Annotated in this window: 14 protein-coding genes and 1 pseudogene; 5 read left to right on the forward strand and 10 right to left on the reverse strand. The window is 40.2% G+C overall.

The features are described from left to right. Window positions 1-4,983 (forward strand): annotated as a pseudogene (locus F0226_RS05490) (Ig-like domain-containing protein); the annotation flags it as partial. A 98-nt stretch (window positions 4,984-5,081) separates the two neighbouring features. Here F0226_RS05490 and F0226_RS05495 read toward each other — a convergent pair. Beyond that, on the reverse strand, window positions 5,082-6,275 hold the full coding sequence (locus F0226_RS05495; RefSeq protein WP_171734711.1) for a class I SAM-dependent methyltransferase: 1,194 nt from the start codon (window positions 6,273-6,275) through the stop codon (window positions 5,082-5,084). 120 nt (window positions 6,276-6,395) lie between these two features. Beyond that, a complete protein-coding gene (locus tag F0226_RS05500; RefSeq protein ID WP_171734712.1) occupies window positions 6,396-7,799 on the reverse strand; it encodes a methyl-accepting chemotaxis protein in 1,404 nt (467 codons plus the stop codon). 91 nt (window positions 7,800-7,890) lie between these two features. On the opposite strand from F0226_RS05500, the gene F0226_RS05505 reads away from it, so the two are divergent. Next, complete coding sequence (locus F0226_RS05505) at window positions 7,891-8,184, forward strand: acylphosphatase (protein WP_171734713.1); 294 nt, start codon at window positions 7,891-7,893, stop codon at window positions 8,182-8,184. Window positions 8,185-8,226: 42 nt separating this feature from the next. Here the strand turns inward: F0226_RS05505 and F0226_RS05510 are convergent, their stop codons facing one another. The 6 genes from F0226_RS05510 to F0226_RS05535 all read right to left on the reverse strand — a co-directional run bounded on the left by F0226_RS05510 (window position 8,227) and on the right by F0226_RS05535 (window position 13,823). Continuing rightward, complete coding sequence (locus F0226_RS05510) at window positions 8,227-8,556, reverse strand: TusE/DsrC/DsvC family sulfur relay protein (RefSeq protein WP_171734714.1); 330 nt, start codon at window positions 8,554-8,556, stop codon at window positions 8,227-8,229. Window positions 8,557-8,717: 161 nt separating this feature from the next. Beyond that, window positions 8,718-9,383, reverse strand: coding sequence for a Bax inhibitor-1/YccA family protein (locus F0226_RS05515; RefSeq protein ID WP_137373278.1), 666 nt, complete (start codon window positions 9,381-9,383; stop codon window positions 8,718-8,720). A 248-nt stretch (window positions 9,384-9,631) separates the two neighbouring features. Next, window positions 9,632-10,396, reverse strand: coding sequence for an amino acid ABC transporter ATP-binding protein (locus tag F0226_RS05520; protein ID WP_137373277.1), 765 nt, complete (start codon window positions 10,394-10,396; stop codon window positions 9,632-9,634). Between the two features lie 22 nt (window positions 10,397-10,418). Then, window positions 10,419-11,516 (reverse strand): amino acid ABC transporter permease, encoded by a 1,098-nt coding sequence (locus F0226_RS05525; protein ID WP_171734715.1) that lies wholly within the window; start codon window positions 11,514-11,516, stop codon window positions 10,419-10,421. Between the two features lies 1 nt (window position 11,517). Continuing rightward, entirely contained in the window at window positions 11,518-12,723 is a 1,206-nt protein-coding gene (locus tag F0226_RS05530; RefSeq protein WP_171734716.1) for an amino acid ABC transporter permease, read from the reverse strand. Between the two features lie 71 nt (window positions 12,724-12,794). Further along, window positions 12,795-13,823 (reverse strand): amino acid ABC transporter substrate-binding protein, encoded by a 1,029-nt coding sequence (locus F0226_RS05535; RefSeq protein ID WP_171734717.1) that lies wholly within the window; start codon window positions 13,821-13,823, stop codon window positions 12,795-12,797. Window positions 13,824-14,318: 495 nt separating this feature from the next. Between F0226_RS05535 and F0226_RS05540 the strand changes: the two genes are divergently transcribed. Then, the gene (locus F0226_RS05540; protein ID WP_171734718.1) at window positions 14,319-15,257 is read left to right on the forward strand and encodes a bifunctional precorrin-2 dehydrogenase/sirohydrochlorin ferrochelatase; all 939 of its coding nucleotides are present in this window, start codon (window positions 14,319-14,321) and stop codon (window positions 15,255-15,257) included. A 108-nt stretch (window positions 15,258-15,365) separates the two neighbouring features. On the opposite strand, the gene F0226_RS05545 is transcribed toward F0226_RS05540, so the two are convergent. Both F0226_RS05545 and F0226_RS05550 read right to left on the reverse strand, forming a co-directional pair. Continuing rightward, the gene (locus F0226_RS05545; protein WP_171734719.1) at window positions 15,366-15,848 is read right to left on the reverse strand and encodes a YajQ family cyclic di-GMP-binding protein; all 483 of its coding nucleotides are present in this window, start codon (window positions 15,846-15,848) and stop codon (window positions 15,366-15,368) included. 14 nt (window positions 15,849-15,862) lie between these two features. Further along, window positions 15,863-16,915 carry a 3-deoxy-7-phosphoheptulonate synthase gene (locus F0226_RS05550; protein WP_171734720.1) on the reverse strand — a complete coding sequence of 351 codons (1,053 nt, stop codon included), beginning with the start codon at window positions 16,913-16,915 and terminating at the stop codon, window positions 15,863-15,865. A gap of 208 nt (window positions 16,916-17,123) precedes the next feature. Between F0226_RS05550 and F0226_RS05555 the strand changes: the two genes are divergently transcribed. Next, complete coding sequence (locus tag F0226_RS05555; protein WP_171734721.1) at window positions 17,124-18,011, forward strand: putative PEP-binding protein; 888 nt, start codon at window positions 17,124-17,126, stop codon at window positions 18,009-18,011. Window positions 18,012-18,271: 260 nt separating this feature from the next. Next, window positions 18,272-18,757, forward strand: coding sequence for a DUF4442 domain-containing protein (locus F0226_RS05560; protein ID WP_171734722.1), 486 nt, complete (start codon window positions 18,272-18,274; stop codon window positions 18,755-18,757). Window positions 18,758-18,853: the final 96 nt, after the last annotated feature.

Below are 18,853 nucleotides of genomic sequence, written 5' to 3' on the forward strand. Positions count from 1 at the left end.
GACTTGTCAGAGCTTGCGGATGGCACCTTGACGGTGACCATGAACGTGACCGACAAAGCGGGCAACACAGGCGATGTCACCGACACCACAATCCTAGATACGACTGTAGGTGCTGGTATAGATATCGATCAAGTTACTGGTGATGGTGTCGTTAATGCTGAAGAAGCATCATCTGACCAAGAGATAACAGGAAAAGTCTCGGGTGATGCAGCTCAAGGAGATACGGTGCATATTTACTTGGGAACTGGAGATAGCAAGGTTCTGATTGGCTCGACGCATGTTCTTGCTGACAATACGTTCAAGTTAGTCACACATGGCTCGAATCTTGTTATGGGTAATCCTGCAGATCTTACCGCTACTGTGATTGGAAGTGATGATGCTGGTAACGATTTTGTTGCTTCTAATACAGAGCGTTACTTTGTGTTTACAGATATTCCGGAATCTCCTGTGATTACAAATATCTCAGATGACTCTGCAGGTAGTGATTATTCTGAAGTTACGTTGCATGGTACGGGTGAACCAGGTTCAACAATATTATTATTTGACGAAGATGATAATCAGGTGAACGTTGCTCCGATTACAGTAGATAACGATGGTAATTGGACTACTGATATATCGAACCTTGTCTCTACGTCTGTTAATGACAATGAATTCTTTACAGCTAAACAAGTTGATAATTACGGTAATACTAGCGACGGATCTAATACAGTACATTACTACCATGGTGACTTTGACCCAGCACAGCAAGAAATTACTGATGACTTTGTGTTATTGGGTTCGAGTGATGATCAATTTAATGCTAATGCTGATGACTCAGATGGAAGGTTAGTTGTTGATGGCGGATCTGGTACAGATACTGCTGTGTTTGATTTCTCTTTGGACTCGGCTTCAGTGAAGTTAAATGCTGATGGTTCAGTGTCAATCACTGAAAACAATGGTGATGTGAATACTTTTATTGAGTTTGAAAACTTTAATTTTACTGATGGTGGAAAAACTATTGAAGAGCTGTTTGCTCCTTCGGTGGTTATCGTAAATGATGAAGACGATATCATTAACAGTGACAGAGCTGTGGTTTCATACAGTGTGATTTTACCAGTTGGGGCAGAAGTCGGTGCTACCTTGACAGTTCAAGTCGAAGGGCAACTGACTGAGACTAAAGTTCTTACTCCGGCTGATATAAATTCTGGGTCTTTATCATTTGATGTGGATATGCATGCAGTTGTTGATGGTGGGCTGAATGTTTCTGCTGAGTTAACATATCAAGATCAGCCAGTGGGTACTCAGTTTATTGGTGCTGATGCGTTGTCTACCAATATTGACCCTACTGCTACCAATTTCTCAATTGGACTTGGTACTGAACAATCTGCTCAATTCTCTTTTGACACACATGTGAGTGATGCTGAAGATGATTTAAGCAGTACTGATAATAAAGATGTACAACTTTCGATTATTGACCTTCCAGAGCTTGGGTCTCTATATGTTGTTGATGGACAAACTCGAACATTGATAGATGAAAATACAGTTCTAAGTGAAGATTCACAAATCGAATATGTGCTGGATGAAACTGTTAATTCCGATCTCTCTTTTGATGCATCAGAAGATTTTAACAATATAAATGGTTCCAAAACATCTTATACATTAGATAGTGGTGTAATCATTTCTGGTGGTCGCTTCGATGGAGATAGACCAGACTCATCTAGCAATTTGACAGCTGAAACATTGCATTATGATAGTGCGGCTAATGAGTCAGGATTAGGTGTAGGTGACAAAGAGCTTGATGTTTCAACTAAAGATTATATCTCGATAGACTTTACTCAGGTTGGTGACTCTAACGCCACTGAGGTAACAGTAACTGAGGTTAACATCGATTTTGGTAGTGTCTGGGCTCACTATGCCGACAACAATTCTGCTGATGCTGAAATACAAGTTCTCTTATTTAAAGATGGTGTTCAAGTGGGCAACGACCCTTACATCTTTGATGATGATACTAATTCTGCCGTTTATGATGGAAGCGGTGAATTCACTGCAAATATCCAGCTTGATGGTGGGTTTGATGAGATTCGTGTATATACAGTTAATGGGGATCAATCAAATGGATCGAACTCTAATATCACATTGCAAGGTGTTGAAGTTGTAGATGCGATTGTTTCTGAAAAAATTACCTATGAAGCTACAGATAGTGACAAAGGAACCGATACTGGTGTTATAACCATTTCAACTTCAAGTACACAGGATTCAACAAATAAAGCACCAGTTTTGAATGACTCTCAGTTTGATGCTTCTAACGAAGATCAGGTGGTTAGTTTGTCTCTGGATAAGCTTAATATTACTGATGCTGATGGAGACCAGACATTTATTACAGATGTAACGGTAGATCCATCTTATGGCTCTGTTCAGCTTGTAATCGATTCAGAAGGGCAAGTGACCTCTGCAGAGTTTACACCAGCTTCGGATAAACATTTTGATAGTGTACCGTTCACAGTTACTGTTTCAGATGGAGTCAAATCTACTGAAGGTACTGCAACACTTGCGGTAAATGCCGTGGCTGATAAGCCTAATGTTACTGCAGTGCTCAGTGATTCTACAGTAATTGGTCATGGTTTCGATACTAGCGATGTTGATTCAATTAAGGCTTTCTTTGCAAATGGTGGAACGCTGAATGATACAGGCACAGTCACTTTTATCGGTGACGGCTTGGTAGTCGGTACTAATGATAATGACCTAATTATTAGTGGAGATTCAGAAGATTCACTACTTGGTGATGTTTCAGGAGAGTGGCAATACGTGAATGGCGTTGCAACTGAAATAGCTACTTCTGGAGATGATGTGTTCGTCGGAGGTGCCGGTAATGATCACATAACAGGTGGTGATGGTTCTGCAGAAGACAATGGATTAGATTCAGTAATTTATAGTGGAAGCTTGGCTGATTACACGATTGCAAATAAAGGTGTCGTTCATGGTGGAGATATTGGTCATTGGTTGATTACAGATAACCGTGGCATTGATACTCCAAATGACAGCAACACACCTGATGATGAAAATGGTGATCATTTATACCAAATTGAACGCTTAATTTTCGCAGATGCAGTTGTTGAGTTAAATCCAGATGGTACTTTTGATGTAATTCAAGTTACAGAAACAGATCTTAGCATCTCAGCTACAGTTTCTGACCGAGACGGAAGCGAATATTTAGATGAAGTGAAAATTACTGGTTTACCTGATTCAGCAGAAATTATTGATAAAGACACCGGAAATGTTCTTGGTGGTTTTGTAACAGTAGGTAATGAATCTGTTTGGGTTATCGATATTGCTGGAGACACTACGCAGCATATTAACTATGACAATCTTGCAGTCAGAGATTCTTCAGGAGAACAATTAGACCTTGATGTTGAAGTGGTCGCGGTTGATGTGAACGGTTCAACAGCCAATACCAGTGTCAACGTTGCAGAAACTAACGATGTAATGGCGGATCAAGGTGGCAGTGTTCCAACAACGGTTATTTCTCTGATTATTGACTCATCTGGCAGTATGGCAAGTACTCCTAGTGGTCTTAGTGACATGAGAATTGAGTACGTACTTCAGGCTTCAATTAACCTTTTACAAAATGTGGCAGTTCAAGAAGGCAGTGAAGATGTGCTGGTACAGCTAATTGATTTTGATTCTAATGCTACGAATACAGGTTGGAAAACTGTGACTGAAGCAATAGCTCTTTTGGAAACAGCTCAAGAAAAAGTAGATGAGGATAATTATAACGGTATCTTTGATGCACAAGGTTGGACTTATTATGAAGATGGAGTCGAAGCTGCAATTGATGGATATAAGGTTTCTCCTGTGTCAGATTTGCCAGCTGGTGAAACTAATGATGTTGTGTACTTCTTGAGTGATGGTCAAAATAATGGTAGCTGGGACAGTGATACCAATAGTGATTGGGATGCCTTCATTACGGGCAAAGAGGTAACAGCAGTTGGTGTTGGTAGTTCGGATAATGTTCCTGCGAGCGGACTAAACGAGGTCGCTGGTAGCAATGGTAAAGTTGTTTATATACCAGACTCGCTAATCACAACGGAGTTACCTAAACTTCGTCCAACAATCGGTATTGCTGGTTCGTTGTTACTATCGCTATCTGGCTTAGATGCTGCAGCTGTAGTGATTGATGAAACTAAAGCGTCAGTAATTCAGAAAGTCGATACTGATGGTAATACCGTTAACCAGCCAGCAGGTTTAGCATTTGCTAAAGATACTGTTGGTAATGAACTGGTTGTTGATATTGGCTACGGTGAATTCCGAATTGCACAAGATGGTTCGTATTATTTCCAACCGTCAAGTGACAGTACAGCAATTGAAACTGGTAATGCGGTTGCATTTGAAATTCTTGTAACTGTAGAAGACAGCCAAGGTGTTCAATCACAGCAACTTATTACATTAAATCTAAGCCCTAGCGGTGAAGTGAATGTTGCACCTACTTCTTCGTTTAACGCATCGACAGGTGATGATCAGTTCCAGGGCTCTGAACAAGACGACATTATCTTAGGTCATGCTGGTAATGATGTATTACTCGGAGCCGGTGGCGACGATATCCTGCTAGGTGGCGACGGTAGCGATATCTTAATTGGCGGCTTAGGTGATGACATCCTGACTGGTGGTGACGGTGATGATATCTTCAAGTGGGTTGATGAACCTTTGAACAACCATCAAGATGTGATTACTGATTTCGAAGTAGGTAGTGATCGAATTGATTTATCTGAATTACTACATGACGATAATACGATGGATGAAGTTCTAGGGCGCTTAACTGCAAGAATCAGTGATGATAGCCAGGATCTAGAGATTACAGTTACGAATGACCAAGGTTCGCAGACCATTGTTCTTCAAGGGCAAGCAAGTAACTTGAGTGGTATAGATGCTGATGGTTCAGGTACTTATACAGGAAACGAACTTAATGAACTTATTAACTCTTTGATGACAAACTTACCGACATCATAAATTGATGATAAATAAAAAGGGCCGAGAGGCCCTTTTTTGTGTCTATTGAAAATGAGTCTGCGCTATAAAAAGTGAAGTTGCTTACTACCTTGCATTTACTACAGTACTTTACAGGCGAAACCTTTTAAGTAGAAACCTTCAGGGTAGGCTGTATCTGTTAAGTGGTCTGCGGCTTGTTCAAAACGTTCAACAAATTTCACACTGCGCTCTGCATCTAATGCTGCGTCTGCAATAATTTTTTGAAACAAATCTGCTCCCATTAAACCTGAGCAAGAGTAAGTAAGCAGAGTACCACCTGGTTTCAGAATTTGCATGGCAAGCATGTTAATGTCTTTATAGCCATTCGCACCAGATGTCAGATTGTTCTTACTTGAAACAAATTTTGGTGGGTCCATGATAACTACGTCGAACTTAGTACCTTGGTCTCGGTACTCACGCAATAATTTAAAAACGTCAGCGTTCAAAAATACGGCACGTTTTTTAGAAATGTCGAACTCATTCAATTCTGCGTTAAGCTTAGCGGTATCTAAAGCTGGCTGTGAAACATCAGCGTTGATTACACGTTTAGCTTCGCCCTTTAAAGCGTATAGACCAAAGCCGCCAGTGTAAGAAAAACAGTTTAGAACATCTTTGTCTTTTACATATTTCATTGCTTCTTTTCGGCTATCTCGTTGATCGAGGTAGAAGCCAGTTTTATGTCCGTCAACGATATCGACGCTGATTTTTACACCATTTTCTTCGATAACTACCGATTTAGGTGGCTCATCACCATGCAATACCCCAACCGTTTGTTCTAGGCCTTCTTTTTTACGAACCGCCACATCAGAGCGTTCATAAATATTGCAATCAGGGAAGCAATGAACAAGAGCTTCAACTAATACTGGTTTGTTAAACTCAGCACCAGCGCTTAATAATTGGCATACAAGGTAATTTTGATACTTATCAATAGTGATACCTGGTAAGCCATCTGACTCAGCAGCTATTAGGCGATAACCAGTTAGCCCGTCACGTTCAATAATGTCTTCACGAATGAGTTGCGCATTTTGGATTCGTTTAATGAAGAATGATTTATCAATTTCTTCTTTTTCAAAACTCCAAATACGAGCTCTGATCTGTGACGATGGAGAGTACGCTGCTTTAGCTAGCCATTTACCATTTTGTGCGAAAACATCAACAGTCTCTCCTGATTGAGGTTCTCCTTCTACTTTGTCGATACCACGTGAAAAAACCCATGGGTGTTTACGACGAAGTGATTTGTCACGGCCTTTAGCTAGATAAATTGCAGGAATCATAGTCTGATCTTTTAGTTGAATTTGGAGGGGCTGTATTGTCGGGTAAGAAGGTAGGAAAAGCAAATAAGAAAGGGCTGTATGAACAGCCCTTATAGAGTAAAACTAGACTAAGGAAGAAGGCTAGGCCTTTAATCCCGTTAATAAGCCTTCCATTGAGTCACTTTGTGAGCGAAGACGATCAACGTTGGAATTTGTTGTGCTAATCATTTCGCATACGTTATTAGATTGATTACGAATCTCTTCAACACTATGTGCAATGTTATCTGCAACAACGCCTTGTTCTTCAGCTGCTGTAGCAATTTGTGTACTACTATCAGAAATCGATTGGTTTTTCTCTGCTAAAGAACCAATTTCAACATTTACCTCAGACATTAATGTTTGACCTTCATTCGCATTTGAAACGGTCACTTCCATTAACTTAGTAAGAGATTGGCTGTTACGTTGTAGCGCCTCAATCATGGTTTGAATTTCAACCGTTGCTTGTTGAGTTCTTCCTGCTAATGCACGGACTTCATCAGCAACTACAGCAAAACCACGGCCTTGTTCACCAGCTCGCGCAGCTTCAATTGCAGCATTCAATGCCAATAAGTTAGTTTGCTCAGAAATAGCGTTGATAGTGGTAACCACTTCATCGATTTGAGCTGCATTTGCATCAAGTTCTTCCACCGCTTGAGAAGCCGATTGAATTTCAGTTGATAGGTTTGAAATAGAATTTAAAGTATTTGAAACCTTATGCTGACCACTTTGAGCAACACTTTGAGCATCCATTGTCTGGTTACTCGACTCGTGAGCTAAATTTGCCACTTCACGTATTGTAGAAGCCATTTGCTCAGTTGCACTCGCAAGTCCATTTAAATGTTCTTGCTGTGTATTTGATATAGCAGAGCTTTGCTGAGTAGATAGGTTTAAATCAGAACTGATTTGCTGCATAAGCGCGACAGATTCTTGGATTGATAACACCATTTTTTGCTCGCGGTCTGCAACCTTATCTATGGTAATTGCAATTTCACTAAATTCATCACGAACCGAAAAGTAATTCATTCTGCTTGTTAAATCACCATTGGCTAGCGTGTTTAACGCCTTGTTCATTGAGAACATTGCCCCACCAATGAATGTCATTATGTAATAGACACCTAGCGCAATAAGAGAAAGGGTAACGGCAATTAATGTAATTTGTGTTGTTGATAAAGAAGTCCATAAGTTTTGTTCGTAATTCGCGACTAAACTAAATGCACCATTCATTACTGACACTGCACCGGCACCATACCCAAAACTGATTGTTTCAGAGTTATGAATCAGTGTGGCGACTTGATCTTTAGATAATTGCCCAGCTTCAATTAAGCCTTTCATTAGCAGAAGCTCGTCATGGTACATACTAGAAAGCAATGAGTCGGCTGAATTATCAAGGACTAAAGTTAATATGATGAGAGCAATTAAGGGAAGAATGAAGAGCAGATAAAACTTTTCTTGGATCTTTAAGTGGATAAGGTATTTATCGATCCAGCGGAATGGTATTTCTTTCATAGTTATTATTCTCGTTTTTAGTTCCACTTATGAGAAGTGGTTGAATAGATAGTGAGAATTATATCACTCATGTAAATTACGGAGCAATAATATGAATTCTATCAGGTCAAAATTTGTCGTCTTTGGCAAAGTTCAAGGCGTAGGCTTTCGGTATCACACTCGTAGCTTCGCAGTAAAGCTTAGGATTCGGGGTTATGCTAAGAACCTTATTGATGGGAGTGTTGAGGTTTTAACTATTGCGAGCAAAGAGAATACATCTCAAATACGTGATTGGCTTAATATTGGACCTGAAAGGGCGGTTGTTGAATCGGTGGTTTTACTAGAAGAAAAAGAACTAATTGAAGAGAGTTCTGTAGAGGGCTTGGAACTATTTACGATACTGTAGAAACAGTATCGTAAGGGCTTGTTTAAAATGAGAGGTTGACTCTTACAAGCATTTTGCAGGCTTAGGTAACCCAGCTAATTTGGTTGCTTGCTTTGCAGGACCGGTTTTAAACAATTTAAATAAATATTTGCTGTTTCCTTTTTCTGGACCATGACCCTTTGCCATAGCTTTAACAAGCATACGAACCGCCGGGGAAGTATTGAATTCCTCATAAAAACTTCGGACAAAATGGACAACTTCCAAATGAGCTTCAGTAAGCTCGATACCTTCATCTTTGGCCAGTATCTCAATCATGCCCGCTTCCCATTGTGTCGAGTCTAACAGGTAGCCTTGAGCATCAGTTTCGATTTGTTTGCCGTTATATTCAAACATGTTTAATCCAGAATCAAATTAGCTATTTAAAGTAGGGTACATGGCCAAGATCACTTTTCTCAAGAATTATTGTCGCTATCTCTAGGAATATTGCTTCTATAGAGACAAAAAAGCCCAAGAGGCAGGCTCTTGGGCTTAGTTTTCTTCAGTAACGAGAGAAATTAGTCGTCGCTATTCATGATGCCTAGAATGCTTAATAGGCTGATGAAGATGTTGTAGATTGAAACGTACAAGCTAATCGTTGCTGAGATGTAGTTAGTTTCACCGCCACGAATGATGCTTTGGGTAGTTAGCAAAATAACACCAGTAGAGAACAGGATAAACATACCGCTCATCGCTAGTGAAAGTAGTGGCATCTGTAGGAAGATGTTAGCAACCATGCCAACTAGTAGAACAACGAAACCAGCCATTAACATACCGTTAAGGAATGAAAGATCGCGTTTAGTCGTTAGTGCATAAGCAGACGCTGCCATGAAGGCTAGTGCAGTACCGCCAAGAGCCGTTAGGATGACATCACCCATACCAGCGCCAACATACATATTCAGGATCGGACCTATTGTGTAGCCAAGGAAGCCTGTAAATAGGAACGTGAATACAAGACCCATGCTGTTGTCGCGGTTCTTCTCTGTTAAGAAAAGTAGACCGTAGAATCCTACAAGCATGATAATTAGACCAGGACGAGGAAGGTTCATCGCCATAGATACGCCTGCCACAAGAGCAGACCAAAGTAACGTCATAGAAAGTAGAGCATAAGTATTACGCAGTACTTTATTGGTTTGCAGAGCACTCTCTTGAGATGCTGTGCGTGAAAACATAGGGCTGTTCATAATCTTCCTCGTAAGGTGACTTCAATAGTTATTAGTACATTTATGGGGCTGAAAGTTCGAAAAATCAAGTCTTTCATCCCTTTTGTATATTTAAAATAATAATCAAAATAGTCGGTTAAGTGTTTCTCAAGATGTAACAAAGTGTTGCTAGGGTTGATGTGCTACAAATGAAACGGTTAACAATAATTAATATATTAACAACAAAGAGGCGACCGAAGCCGCCTCTGTATTATTATGATTGTATCACATTAGTGATGCAGGATTTGGCTCAAGAAGTTTTGAGTTCGATCTGATTGTGGATTTTCAAAGAAGTCTACAGGGTTGTTTTCTTCAATGATTTCACCGGCATCCATGAATATGACCCGATCCGCGACCTCTTTAGCAAAGCCCATTTCGTGAGTAACACAAAGCATAGTCATGCCTTCTTCTGCTAACTCAACCATAACATCAAGTACTTCGCGAACCATCTCTGGGTCGAGTGCTGACGTTGGTTCATCAAACAACATTACCTGCGGGTTCATACACAAAGATCGTGCAATTGCCACTCGCTGTTGTTGACCGCCTGAAAGCTGCCCCGGAAATTTATCCGCTTGCTCAGGGATTTTTACACGCTCAAGGTATTTCATTGCGATGGCTTCTGCTTCACCCTTTGGCATCTTCTTTACCCAAATTGGAGCGAGCGTACAATTCTCTAATACCGTTAGATGAGGGAATAAATTGAAGTGCTGGAAACACATACCAACATCGCGTCTAACAGCCTCAATGTTTTTTAGATCTTCTGTTAGCTCATTTCCTGAAACAAAAATATGACCTTTTTGATGTTCTTCTAGGCGGTTGATACAACGAATCATCGTCGACTTACCAGAACCAGAAGGACCACAGATTACAATTTTCTCGCCTTTCTTCACTTCTAAATTGATATTTTTAAGAACGTGGAACTCTCCGTACCACTTGTTCATGTCTTTTAACTCGATCATAAGACCTTGTGAGTTGTTGTCTGATTGCTGCGTCATAATACGTCCTTGATCTTGTTAACTATCGTTTGTGACCGGTGTGAAGTCTATTTTCTAGCCATATCGAATATCTCGACATGCCGAAACAGAATACCCAGAAAACTAACGCGACAAATACATAACTTTCTGTTGAATACCCAAGCCACTCTGGGTCGGTATTCGCTGCTTGACCAATACCCAGTACGTCAAACATACCGATAATCAAAACTAGACTTGTATCTTTGAACAGTCCGATGAAGGTATTCACAATTGAAGGGATTGTGATTTTTAGAGCTTGAGGAAGGATGATTAATCCTGTTTTTTTCCAGTAACTCAAACCCAAAGCATCAGCGGCTTCATATTGACCTTTTGGAATGGCTTGTAAGCCACCACGAATTACTTCAGCCATATACGCAGCACTAAATAGCACCACACCAATCAAAGCTCTGATTAGCTTATCTGTTTCTGTGCCTTCTGATAAAAACAGTGGCAACATAACCGAAGCCATGAATAGAACCGTAATAAGAGGTACACCACGCCATATTTCGATATACACGGTACACATACTGCGAATTATCGGCATTTCAGAGCGTCTACCTAGTGCTAAAGCAACACCAATAGGTAATGAGACCACAATCCCGACTAATGCAATAATTAATGTGACGAGTAATCCACCCCATTTATGGGTATCGACAACTTCAAGTCCAAAGACGCCACCATAAAGTAAAGCAGCAATAATGAACGGGTAAATGTTTACAAAAAATAACCAGATCCAAACACGCTTTGGGGTTTTTTCATAAGCAAGCAAAGCCACGAATACAGCAAGAGTGATATAAAATAAGCGAGGGCGCCAAAGTTCAGCTTCTGGGTAGAACCCATACATGAACTGATCCCAACGAACACTAATGAAAACCCAACAAGCGCCTTCACTTGTACAAGCATCACGAGTCGTGCCTATCCAATCTGCACTAATAATTGCCCAATCAGCAACGGACCACAAAAGTGAAAATGCAAAGTAAGCCAGAATGACAGTAACAACACTGTTTACTGGGCCGTTAAACAAATTTTTTCTTAACCAACCGACTGGACCGACAGTATTTCCTGGTGGCGGAAGGTCTGGTTGAAATTGATGTGTACTCATCTTATCTCTCCACCAACGCAACTTTGCGGTTGTATATATTCATTAGGGCTGACGTTAATAGGCTTAATGTTAGATATACACCCATAGTCATTGCGATTACTTCTATTGCTTGTCCGGTTTGGTTTAGTGTTGTACCTGCAAAAACAGAAACAAGATCTGGATAACCGATAGCCATAGCAAGAGATGAGTTCTTTGTTAGATTTAAATATTGGCTAGTCAGAGGAGGAATAATAATTCTTAATGCCTGTGGGATAATCACGAGCTTAAGTGTACGAGAACGTGGAATTCCAAGAGACATAGCTGCTTCTGTTTGACCATGGCTTACTGCGTTTATGCCTGAACGAACAATCTCTGCAATAAAGGAAGCCGTGTATATACTCAATGCAAGCATAAGGGCTGCAAGTTCGGGGATGATGCTGATCCCGCCTTTAAAGTTGAATCCTTTTAGCTCAGGGTAATCAGCTGAAATTGGCATACCCATGATGAAGTACATGACTAAAGGGAGGCCGATGATAAGAGCAGCTGCAATACGACCCATAGGTGTTTGCTGTCCCGTAAGCTTTTGTTTGTTATTTGCCCATATATTGATGAAAAGCGTAGCAATAACACCAGCAATAAATGCCGTAATTACAATGCTACTACCTTGTTCCAGTACTGGACCAGGGAAATATAAACCACGGACATTTAAAAAGATAGCCTCGCCTAAACTCATACTATTTCGAGTAGATGGTAGAGCTTGTAAAACAGCAAAATACCAAAAGAAAATTTGTAGAAGTAGGGGGATATTTCGAAAAATCTCTATATAGACAGCAGCAAAACGGCTAACAAGCCAGTTGGATGAAAGTCTTGCGATACCCATACTAAAACCGATCACAGTTGCTAGTATGATACCTAGAACTGAAACCAATGCGGTATTAAGTAAGCCGACTACGAAAGTTCTTCCGTAAGAGAAAGTTTCATCATATTCAACTAGGGTTAAGCCGATACCGAAACCAGCTTCTTGGGATAAAAAGTCAAAACCAGTGGCAATACCACGGGCATCTAAGTTTGTTAAAGCGTTATTTACAATTGTATAAATGAACGCCACGAGAGCGCCTACCGCAATCACTTGGAAGACAACTGAGCGGAAAGTAGGGTTGTAAAGAAGATTGGCGCTTTTAGGTTTAGGCTTTGCCTGAGATGGGGTGAGAGTTTCGTTAGGTTTCATACTGCTATAACCTCAAATCCATTTAATAAAGAGGGCGGAAATTCCCGCCCTAATTGATACTTTTAAATTTATTAACGGATAGGTGGAGCGTACATAAAGCCGCCCGCATTCCAAAGTGCGTTTACACCACGAGAAATTGCTAGTGGTGAGCCTGTACCTACAGTGCGCTCAAAGCTTTCGCCGTAGTTACCCACTTGTTTAATTACTTGGTAGCCCCAATCATCACTAATACCTAGAGCTTTACCTTTAGGACCATCTACACCAAGAATACGTTTGATGTTTGGATCTTTAGATTTAAGCATTTGGTCTACATTCTTAGAGCTAATGCCGTATTCTTCAGCATTGATCATTGCCGAAAGTGTCCATTTAGCAACATTGAACCACTTGTCGTCATCTTGACGAACAACAGGGCCTAGTGGCTCTTTAGAAATGATTTCAGGTAGAACTTGTGCAGAAGACGGATCTTTTAGATTCAAGCGAAGTGCGTATAGACCAGATTGGTCTGTTGTTAGCACATCACAACGTCCTGCATCAAAACCCTTAGATGTTTGTGCTGCTGTATCAAATACAACTGGTTTATATGACATGCCATTATTACGGAAGTAGTCAGCTAGGTTTAGCTCTGTAGTCGTACCAGATTGAACACAAACAGAAGCGCCATCGAGTTCTTTAGCACTTGTAAGACCTAGCTCTTTCTTAACCATGAAGCCTTGACCATCGTAGTAGTTCACGCCTACGAAGTTTAGACCAAGAGCAGTGTCACGGTGCAGAGTCCAAGTTGTGTTACGAGAAAGAACATCAATTTCACCAGATTGAAGTGCAGTGAATCGTTCTTTTGCTGTTAATGGTACATACTTAACTTTCGTTTTATCACCAAGTACTGCAGCAGCAAGAGCTTGACAATATTCAACATCGATTCCTTCCCACTCACCTTTTGAGTTAGGGTTAGAAAACCCTGGAAGCCCCGTACTTACACCACAAGTTAGTACGCCTTGTGAAGTTACTTTGTCCAGAGTGCTTTCTGCCGCTGACGCTGATGTTGCCATCATTGCTGTTGAAGCAGCTACTACTGAAGCAAGAAGTGTGAGTTTATTTGTCATTTGTATCCTTCCTGTATATTCCATGTAAAATCAAATATGCCTGAGCAAGTGTGCGAATAAAATTTCGTGTACGTGTTACTGTCGTGTTTACTTCTTGTCGTTGTTTTTAAATCACCGTTTGCATTTTGCAAATCCATAAGTTCGGTTTTTAAACAACTGTTTATAAGATTAGGAAAGGATTCGTAGTTTCACAAATGTATAATTTAAAAAGAATTTTGAGTGAAATCACAAATCCGAACACATTTAGAATGACCAAATGTTACGTGAATGTAAATAGTGCAACCTCACACACAGTTGGTGCAACAAGATTTAGAGTTTGATATTTTCGAACGACTAGTTTTATATTCCGAATTAATAACGGTTTGCTGAAATAATGAACTCAACAAACAACAAAATTTGGTAGTAAATTATTTTTAAACTTATCAGTTAACTATGAATATGCTCCAATTTTGGTAGCATGGTTGAATAGTTATTTAAGAGGACTCAAGGAAGAATATGCGTTATTTCCCAATGTTTTTAGATGTAGAAAATAAGCCAATCTTAGTAGTAGGCGGTGGAGAAGTTGCTTGCCGCAAAGTAGATAGTTTATTGCGTGCTGGAGGGGAAGTTACGCTAGTTTCACCTAAGGTAGAGCCTTATTTAAAGAAATTAATAGACGAAGACAAAGTTCATTGGATCCAAAATTTTTACTCTTCGAATATTATTTCAAAACAATACCTGCAAGTCTGGGCGACAACTGATAATCCTAACCTAAATCATCAAGTATATAATGATGCAAAAAAACTGGGCATTTTAGTCAATGTTGTTGATGACCTTCCATATTGTGATTTCATAACGCCGTCAATGATAAATCGCGGAAGAATCCAAATTGCTATCTCTAGTGGTGGGGCTTCTCCTGTTTTAGTGCGAAATATTAGAGAAAAGCTCGAAACAGTATTACCTCAAAATATCGGTTTAGTAGCTGACTTTGGTGCATCAAAACGCAATTCAATTAAAGAGTCATTCCCAACAGTTGATGAGAGAAGAAAGTTCTGGGAGCGTTTTCTATCTTCGAGTTTTGTTGAGCAAGTTTCAAACAGAGAACAGCTAGAAGCATATTATCAAAAATCTTTGGTCGAAAACCTAGAGAGTGAAGGGCGAGTTACTTGGATTGAGTTTGAAGATGACGTTGAGTTACTTTCTATGAAAGCGCTGCGGTTAATGCAAGAATCGGAACTTGTGCTGTACCCGAAAGCCTGTCCTTTTGAGTTTGTTGACTTATGCAGACGTGATGCTGAAAGAGAAAACTACGATGGAAGTGGTGACCTATCAACAAAGCTTGAAAAAGCTCGAGCTGAGAAATTGAGGGTGTGTGTATTTATTCCACCAGCAAGCGTTGAATATAATTTACTTGTTGCGCAGGATTTAAAGCTGTCTACTGCGAAAGTGATGTAATCCTTACTAGGATTTAGATAACGACAAAAAAGCCTCTGCATAAAACAGAGGCTTTTTAATCGCTTGCACTAATTTCCTTTAACACTAGATAAAGGCAAATAGGGCTAATTAGTCACGGAAATTATCAAACTGGAATGGTTGACCAAGCTCACCGTTGCGAACTAGGTTCATCACTGCTTGTAGGTCATCACGCTTTTTACCAGTAACGCGAACTTTTTCGCCCTGAATCGAAGCTTGAACTTTGATTTTGTTATCTTTAATAAGTTTAACGATTTTCTTAGCGACGTCAGTCTCAATACCTTGCTTGAAGACAACTGTTTGCAACCAAGTACGACCCGTTTGGTCAGCTTTTTTTGCTTCCATTGCGTTAGGATCTACGTTGCGCTTCGTTAAGTTGCTTCGCAGAATGTCACGCATTTGCTTAAGTTGAAAATCATCTTGAGCGCTTAGTTTTACTGACTCATCTTTGTAGTCGAAGCTTGCTTCTACGCCACGAAAATCAAAACGGGTTGATAGTTCACGGTTAGCGTTATCTACAGCATTACGAAGTTCTACTGCTTCTACTTCAGAAATAATATCAAATGATGGCATGTCGACTTTCCTAATTAGTTTCGTTCTTTAATCGCGTTAGCAAGCATATCTAGCATGGTGACAGTGTCACCCCAGCTTAGGCAAGGATCAGTAATTGACTTACCATATTCTAGATTGGTGATGTCAGTCATCGGCTGGTTGCCTTCTTCAATAAAGCTTTCCGCCATAATACCTGCGACTTGGTTTTTACCATATTTGATTTGGTTGCAGATATCTTCAGCCACTTCTAACTGCTTACGATGCTGCTTTTGACAGTTTGCATGGCTGAAATCGACGATTAGACGTTGAGGCAAGTTGAATTGCTCTAGTTGTGCGCAGGCTTCGGCAACTGATTCGCTATCGAAGTTTGTACCTTTGTCACCACCACGTAAAATGATATGACCATGAGGGTTACCTGCAGTGCGGTATACCGTCATGCGACCATTTTTATCTGGAGAGTAAAAATAGTGAGAAGCTTGAGCTGCACGAATAGCATCAATTGCAATTTTTACATTGCCGTTAGTCGCGTTTTTGAAACCAACAGGGCATGAAAGAGCAGAAGCCATTTCTCTGTGAATTTGCGACTCTGTAGTGCGCGCACCAATGGCGCCCCAAGTGATCAAGTCAGCGATGTACTGACCTGTGATCATGTCTAAGAACTCAGTCGCTGTCGCTAAGCCAAGCTTGTTAATATCAAGCAGTAATTTACGGGCTTTATTTAGACCTGTTTCTAAGGCGTATGAACCATCAAGGTTTGGATCAGTAATTAAACCTTTCCAGCCAACGACAGTACGAGGCTTTTCAAAGTACGTTCTCATTACTACGAAAAGCTCGTCTTTATGTTGTTCTTGGATTTGGCTAAGACGCTGTGCGTAGTCCAGAGCGGCATCTGTATCATGAACTGAACATGGACCAACAATAACAAGTAAACGATTATCGCGACCAGTTAGGATGTCTTCAATTTGACGACGTGACTGTGCAATACGCTCAGCCACATCATCTGTAATAGGGTGTGCATTGCCTAATTCGGCAGGAGTTGGCATTGGCCCCAGTGCTTGGGTTCTCAACTCATCAGTTTTTAATGGCATGTGATAACTTTATTATTCTATTGCGAAGCGGTTAAGATAACGGAATTGACCCTAGGAATAAACTCCCTTGCGTCAAACTTATCTCTCATATTTCCAATATTACGTGTTTTATCATTGGCAGACTCTTAAATGGCTGTTTTTTGCTTGTATTAACAAGCAGCTATCGGTATTTTCTATCAAATACAAATATAACAATGCTGGAGCAGTCATGACTCAAGGAAACCCAAGAGCCTTACACCCTGAATTAACTTTAGGTGATGTATTGCCTTCTTATAATGAGAGTAATGGTTCGGAACATTTATACGTTTCATTATCTGAATTGCTCATGGAGCGCGTTTTTTATCATCCGAGTATCGAGAACCATCTAAGTGTCTTAACTGACTTAGAAAAAACATCACTAAGTAGCATTATTGGTGAGCAAGCCGTTTCTGAACATTTCGTCCACACTCTAGTGTCAGCTATCTCTGCTGCTGTTAAACCTTCTCATAAATCAATTCGCGTCGCATTGAGCGGAGCGGACAGTTATGCTTTTAACTCACTTCTCGGCGGCAAGAATGAGATAGAAGAAGTTAACCCGGCACTTGGTGTGAGAGGCGTTGCTCGATACGCGACTGATGCTTATAGTCATGCATTTTCTCTAGAATGTATGGTAATCAAAACGTTAAGAGAGCAAGGCTTCAACATTGAGATTGTTGTGCCTTTTGTTCGCTCGTTAAGTGACGCGGCTAAAATTATCGATTTACTTGCTGAGCAAGGCTTGCCTAGAGGTTTGAACGGGCTCAAAGTCTTATTCTCATGTGATGTGCCATCTGCTGTTCTTCTTAGTGAACGTTTGCTGCATTACTTTGATGGTGTAGTCGTTAATGTTGATAACTTAACGCAATTTACATTGGGCGTAGATAAGCAAAATGAAGCTCAGCAACATGCATTCGACCCTCAGAATGAATCTGTTATTACATTAATTGATATGATTGTGAAATCGTCTTTGCAAGCGAAAAAGCCAGTATTATTGGTTACTCAAGGGCTTGTTGATTACCCTAAACTGCAAGGTTACATTGCTGACTTAGAAGGGGTTGATGCTGTTATTACGGCATAATCTATTTGCTAGGTACTTAATACTAGTCACCGTATAAAACTGATGTGAGGCATTGTCACCTACTGGCAATGCCTTTTTTATGGTTCATCGCGTATTAGCTCTCACCGGCTATATTTCAAAAGCTTAAATACTTTTATTCTTTATTCTGCTTACTTCTCTCTCGGACTATTTTTAACAGTTCTCTTTTTTGTAACAATTTTTTGACATTTGAATGGAATGAATATTAACTGGTCGGACAACTATAAAGTAGGCTGACTAATATGTTCTCTCCATTACAAAAAGCAAACCTGTATCTCAACATGTTTGGTTTCTTCCAAGTCCCGTTTATTTGGCTTGCGAGACCTAAGTTAATTAAGCTCGATCAGAAGCAAGTTGAAGTTAAAATTCCATTAAAGCGTAGAACAAAGAATCATTTAAATAGTATGTATTTTGGTGTACTTGCTGTAGGGGCAGATGTCGCGGGTGGATTTTTAGCGATGAGTAAAGCTCAAGATCAAGGAGCGAAAATATCACTCGCCTTTAAAGGGGTGACAGGGGAGTTCTTAAAACGGCCTGAAGCGGATGTTCACTTTATTTGCACCGATGGAGAGTTGATTGATGCAATGCTAGAGCAAACAATGCAAACAGGTGAGAGGGTTAACCAAACGGTTACGATATTAGCGACGTGTCCGACACTGAGTAATGATGAAGTGATGGCAAAATTCACTCTAACACTGTCAATTAAGAAAATACCTAAGAAAAAGTGATAGAGTAAATGGTTGTTCCATGCACTGGCGTTTTTCGTCAGTGAAAGGAACTTTGGTCAGTAAAATGGAGTCTGTCACTAAGGTGGAATTTGTCAC

This window comes from Vibrio sp. 99-70-13A1 (genome assembly GCF_013114625.1).
GTDB lineage: Bacteria > Pseudomonadota > Gammaproteobacteria > Enterobacterales > Vibrionaceae > Vibrio.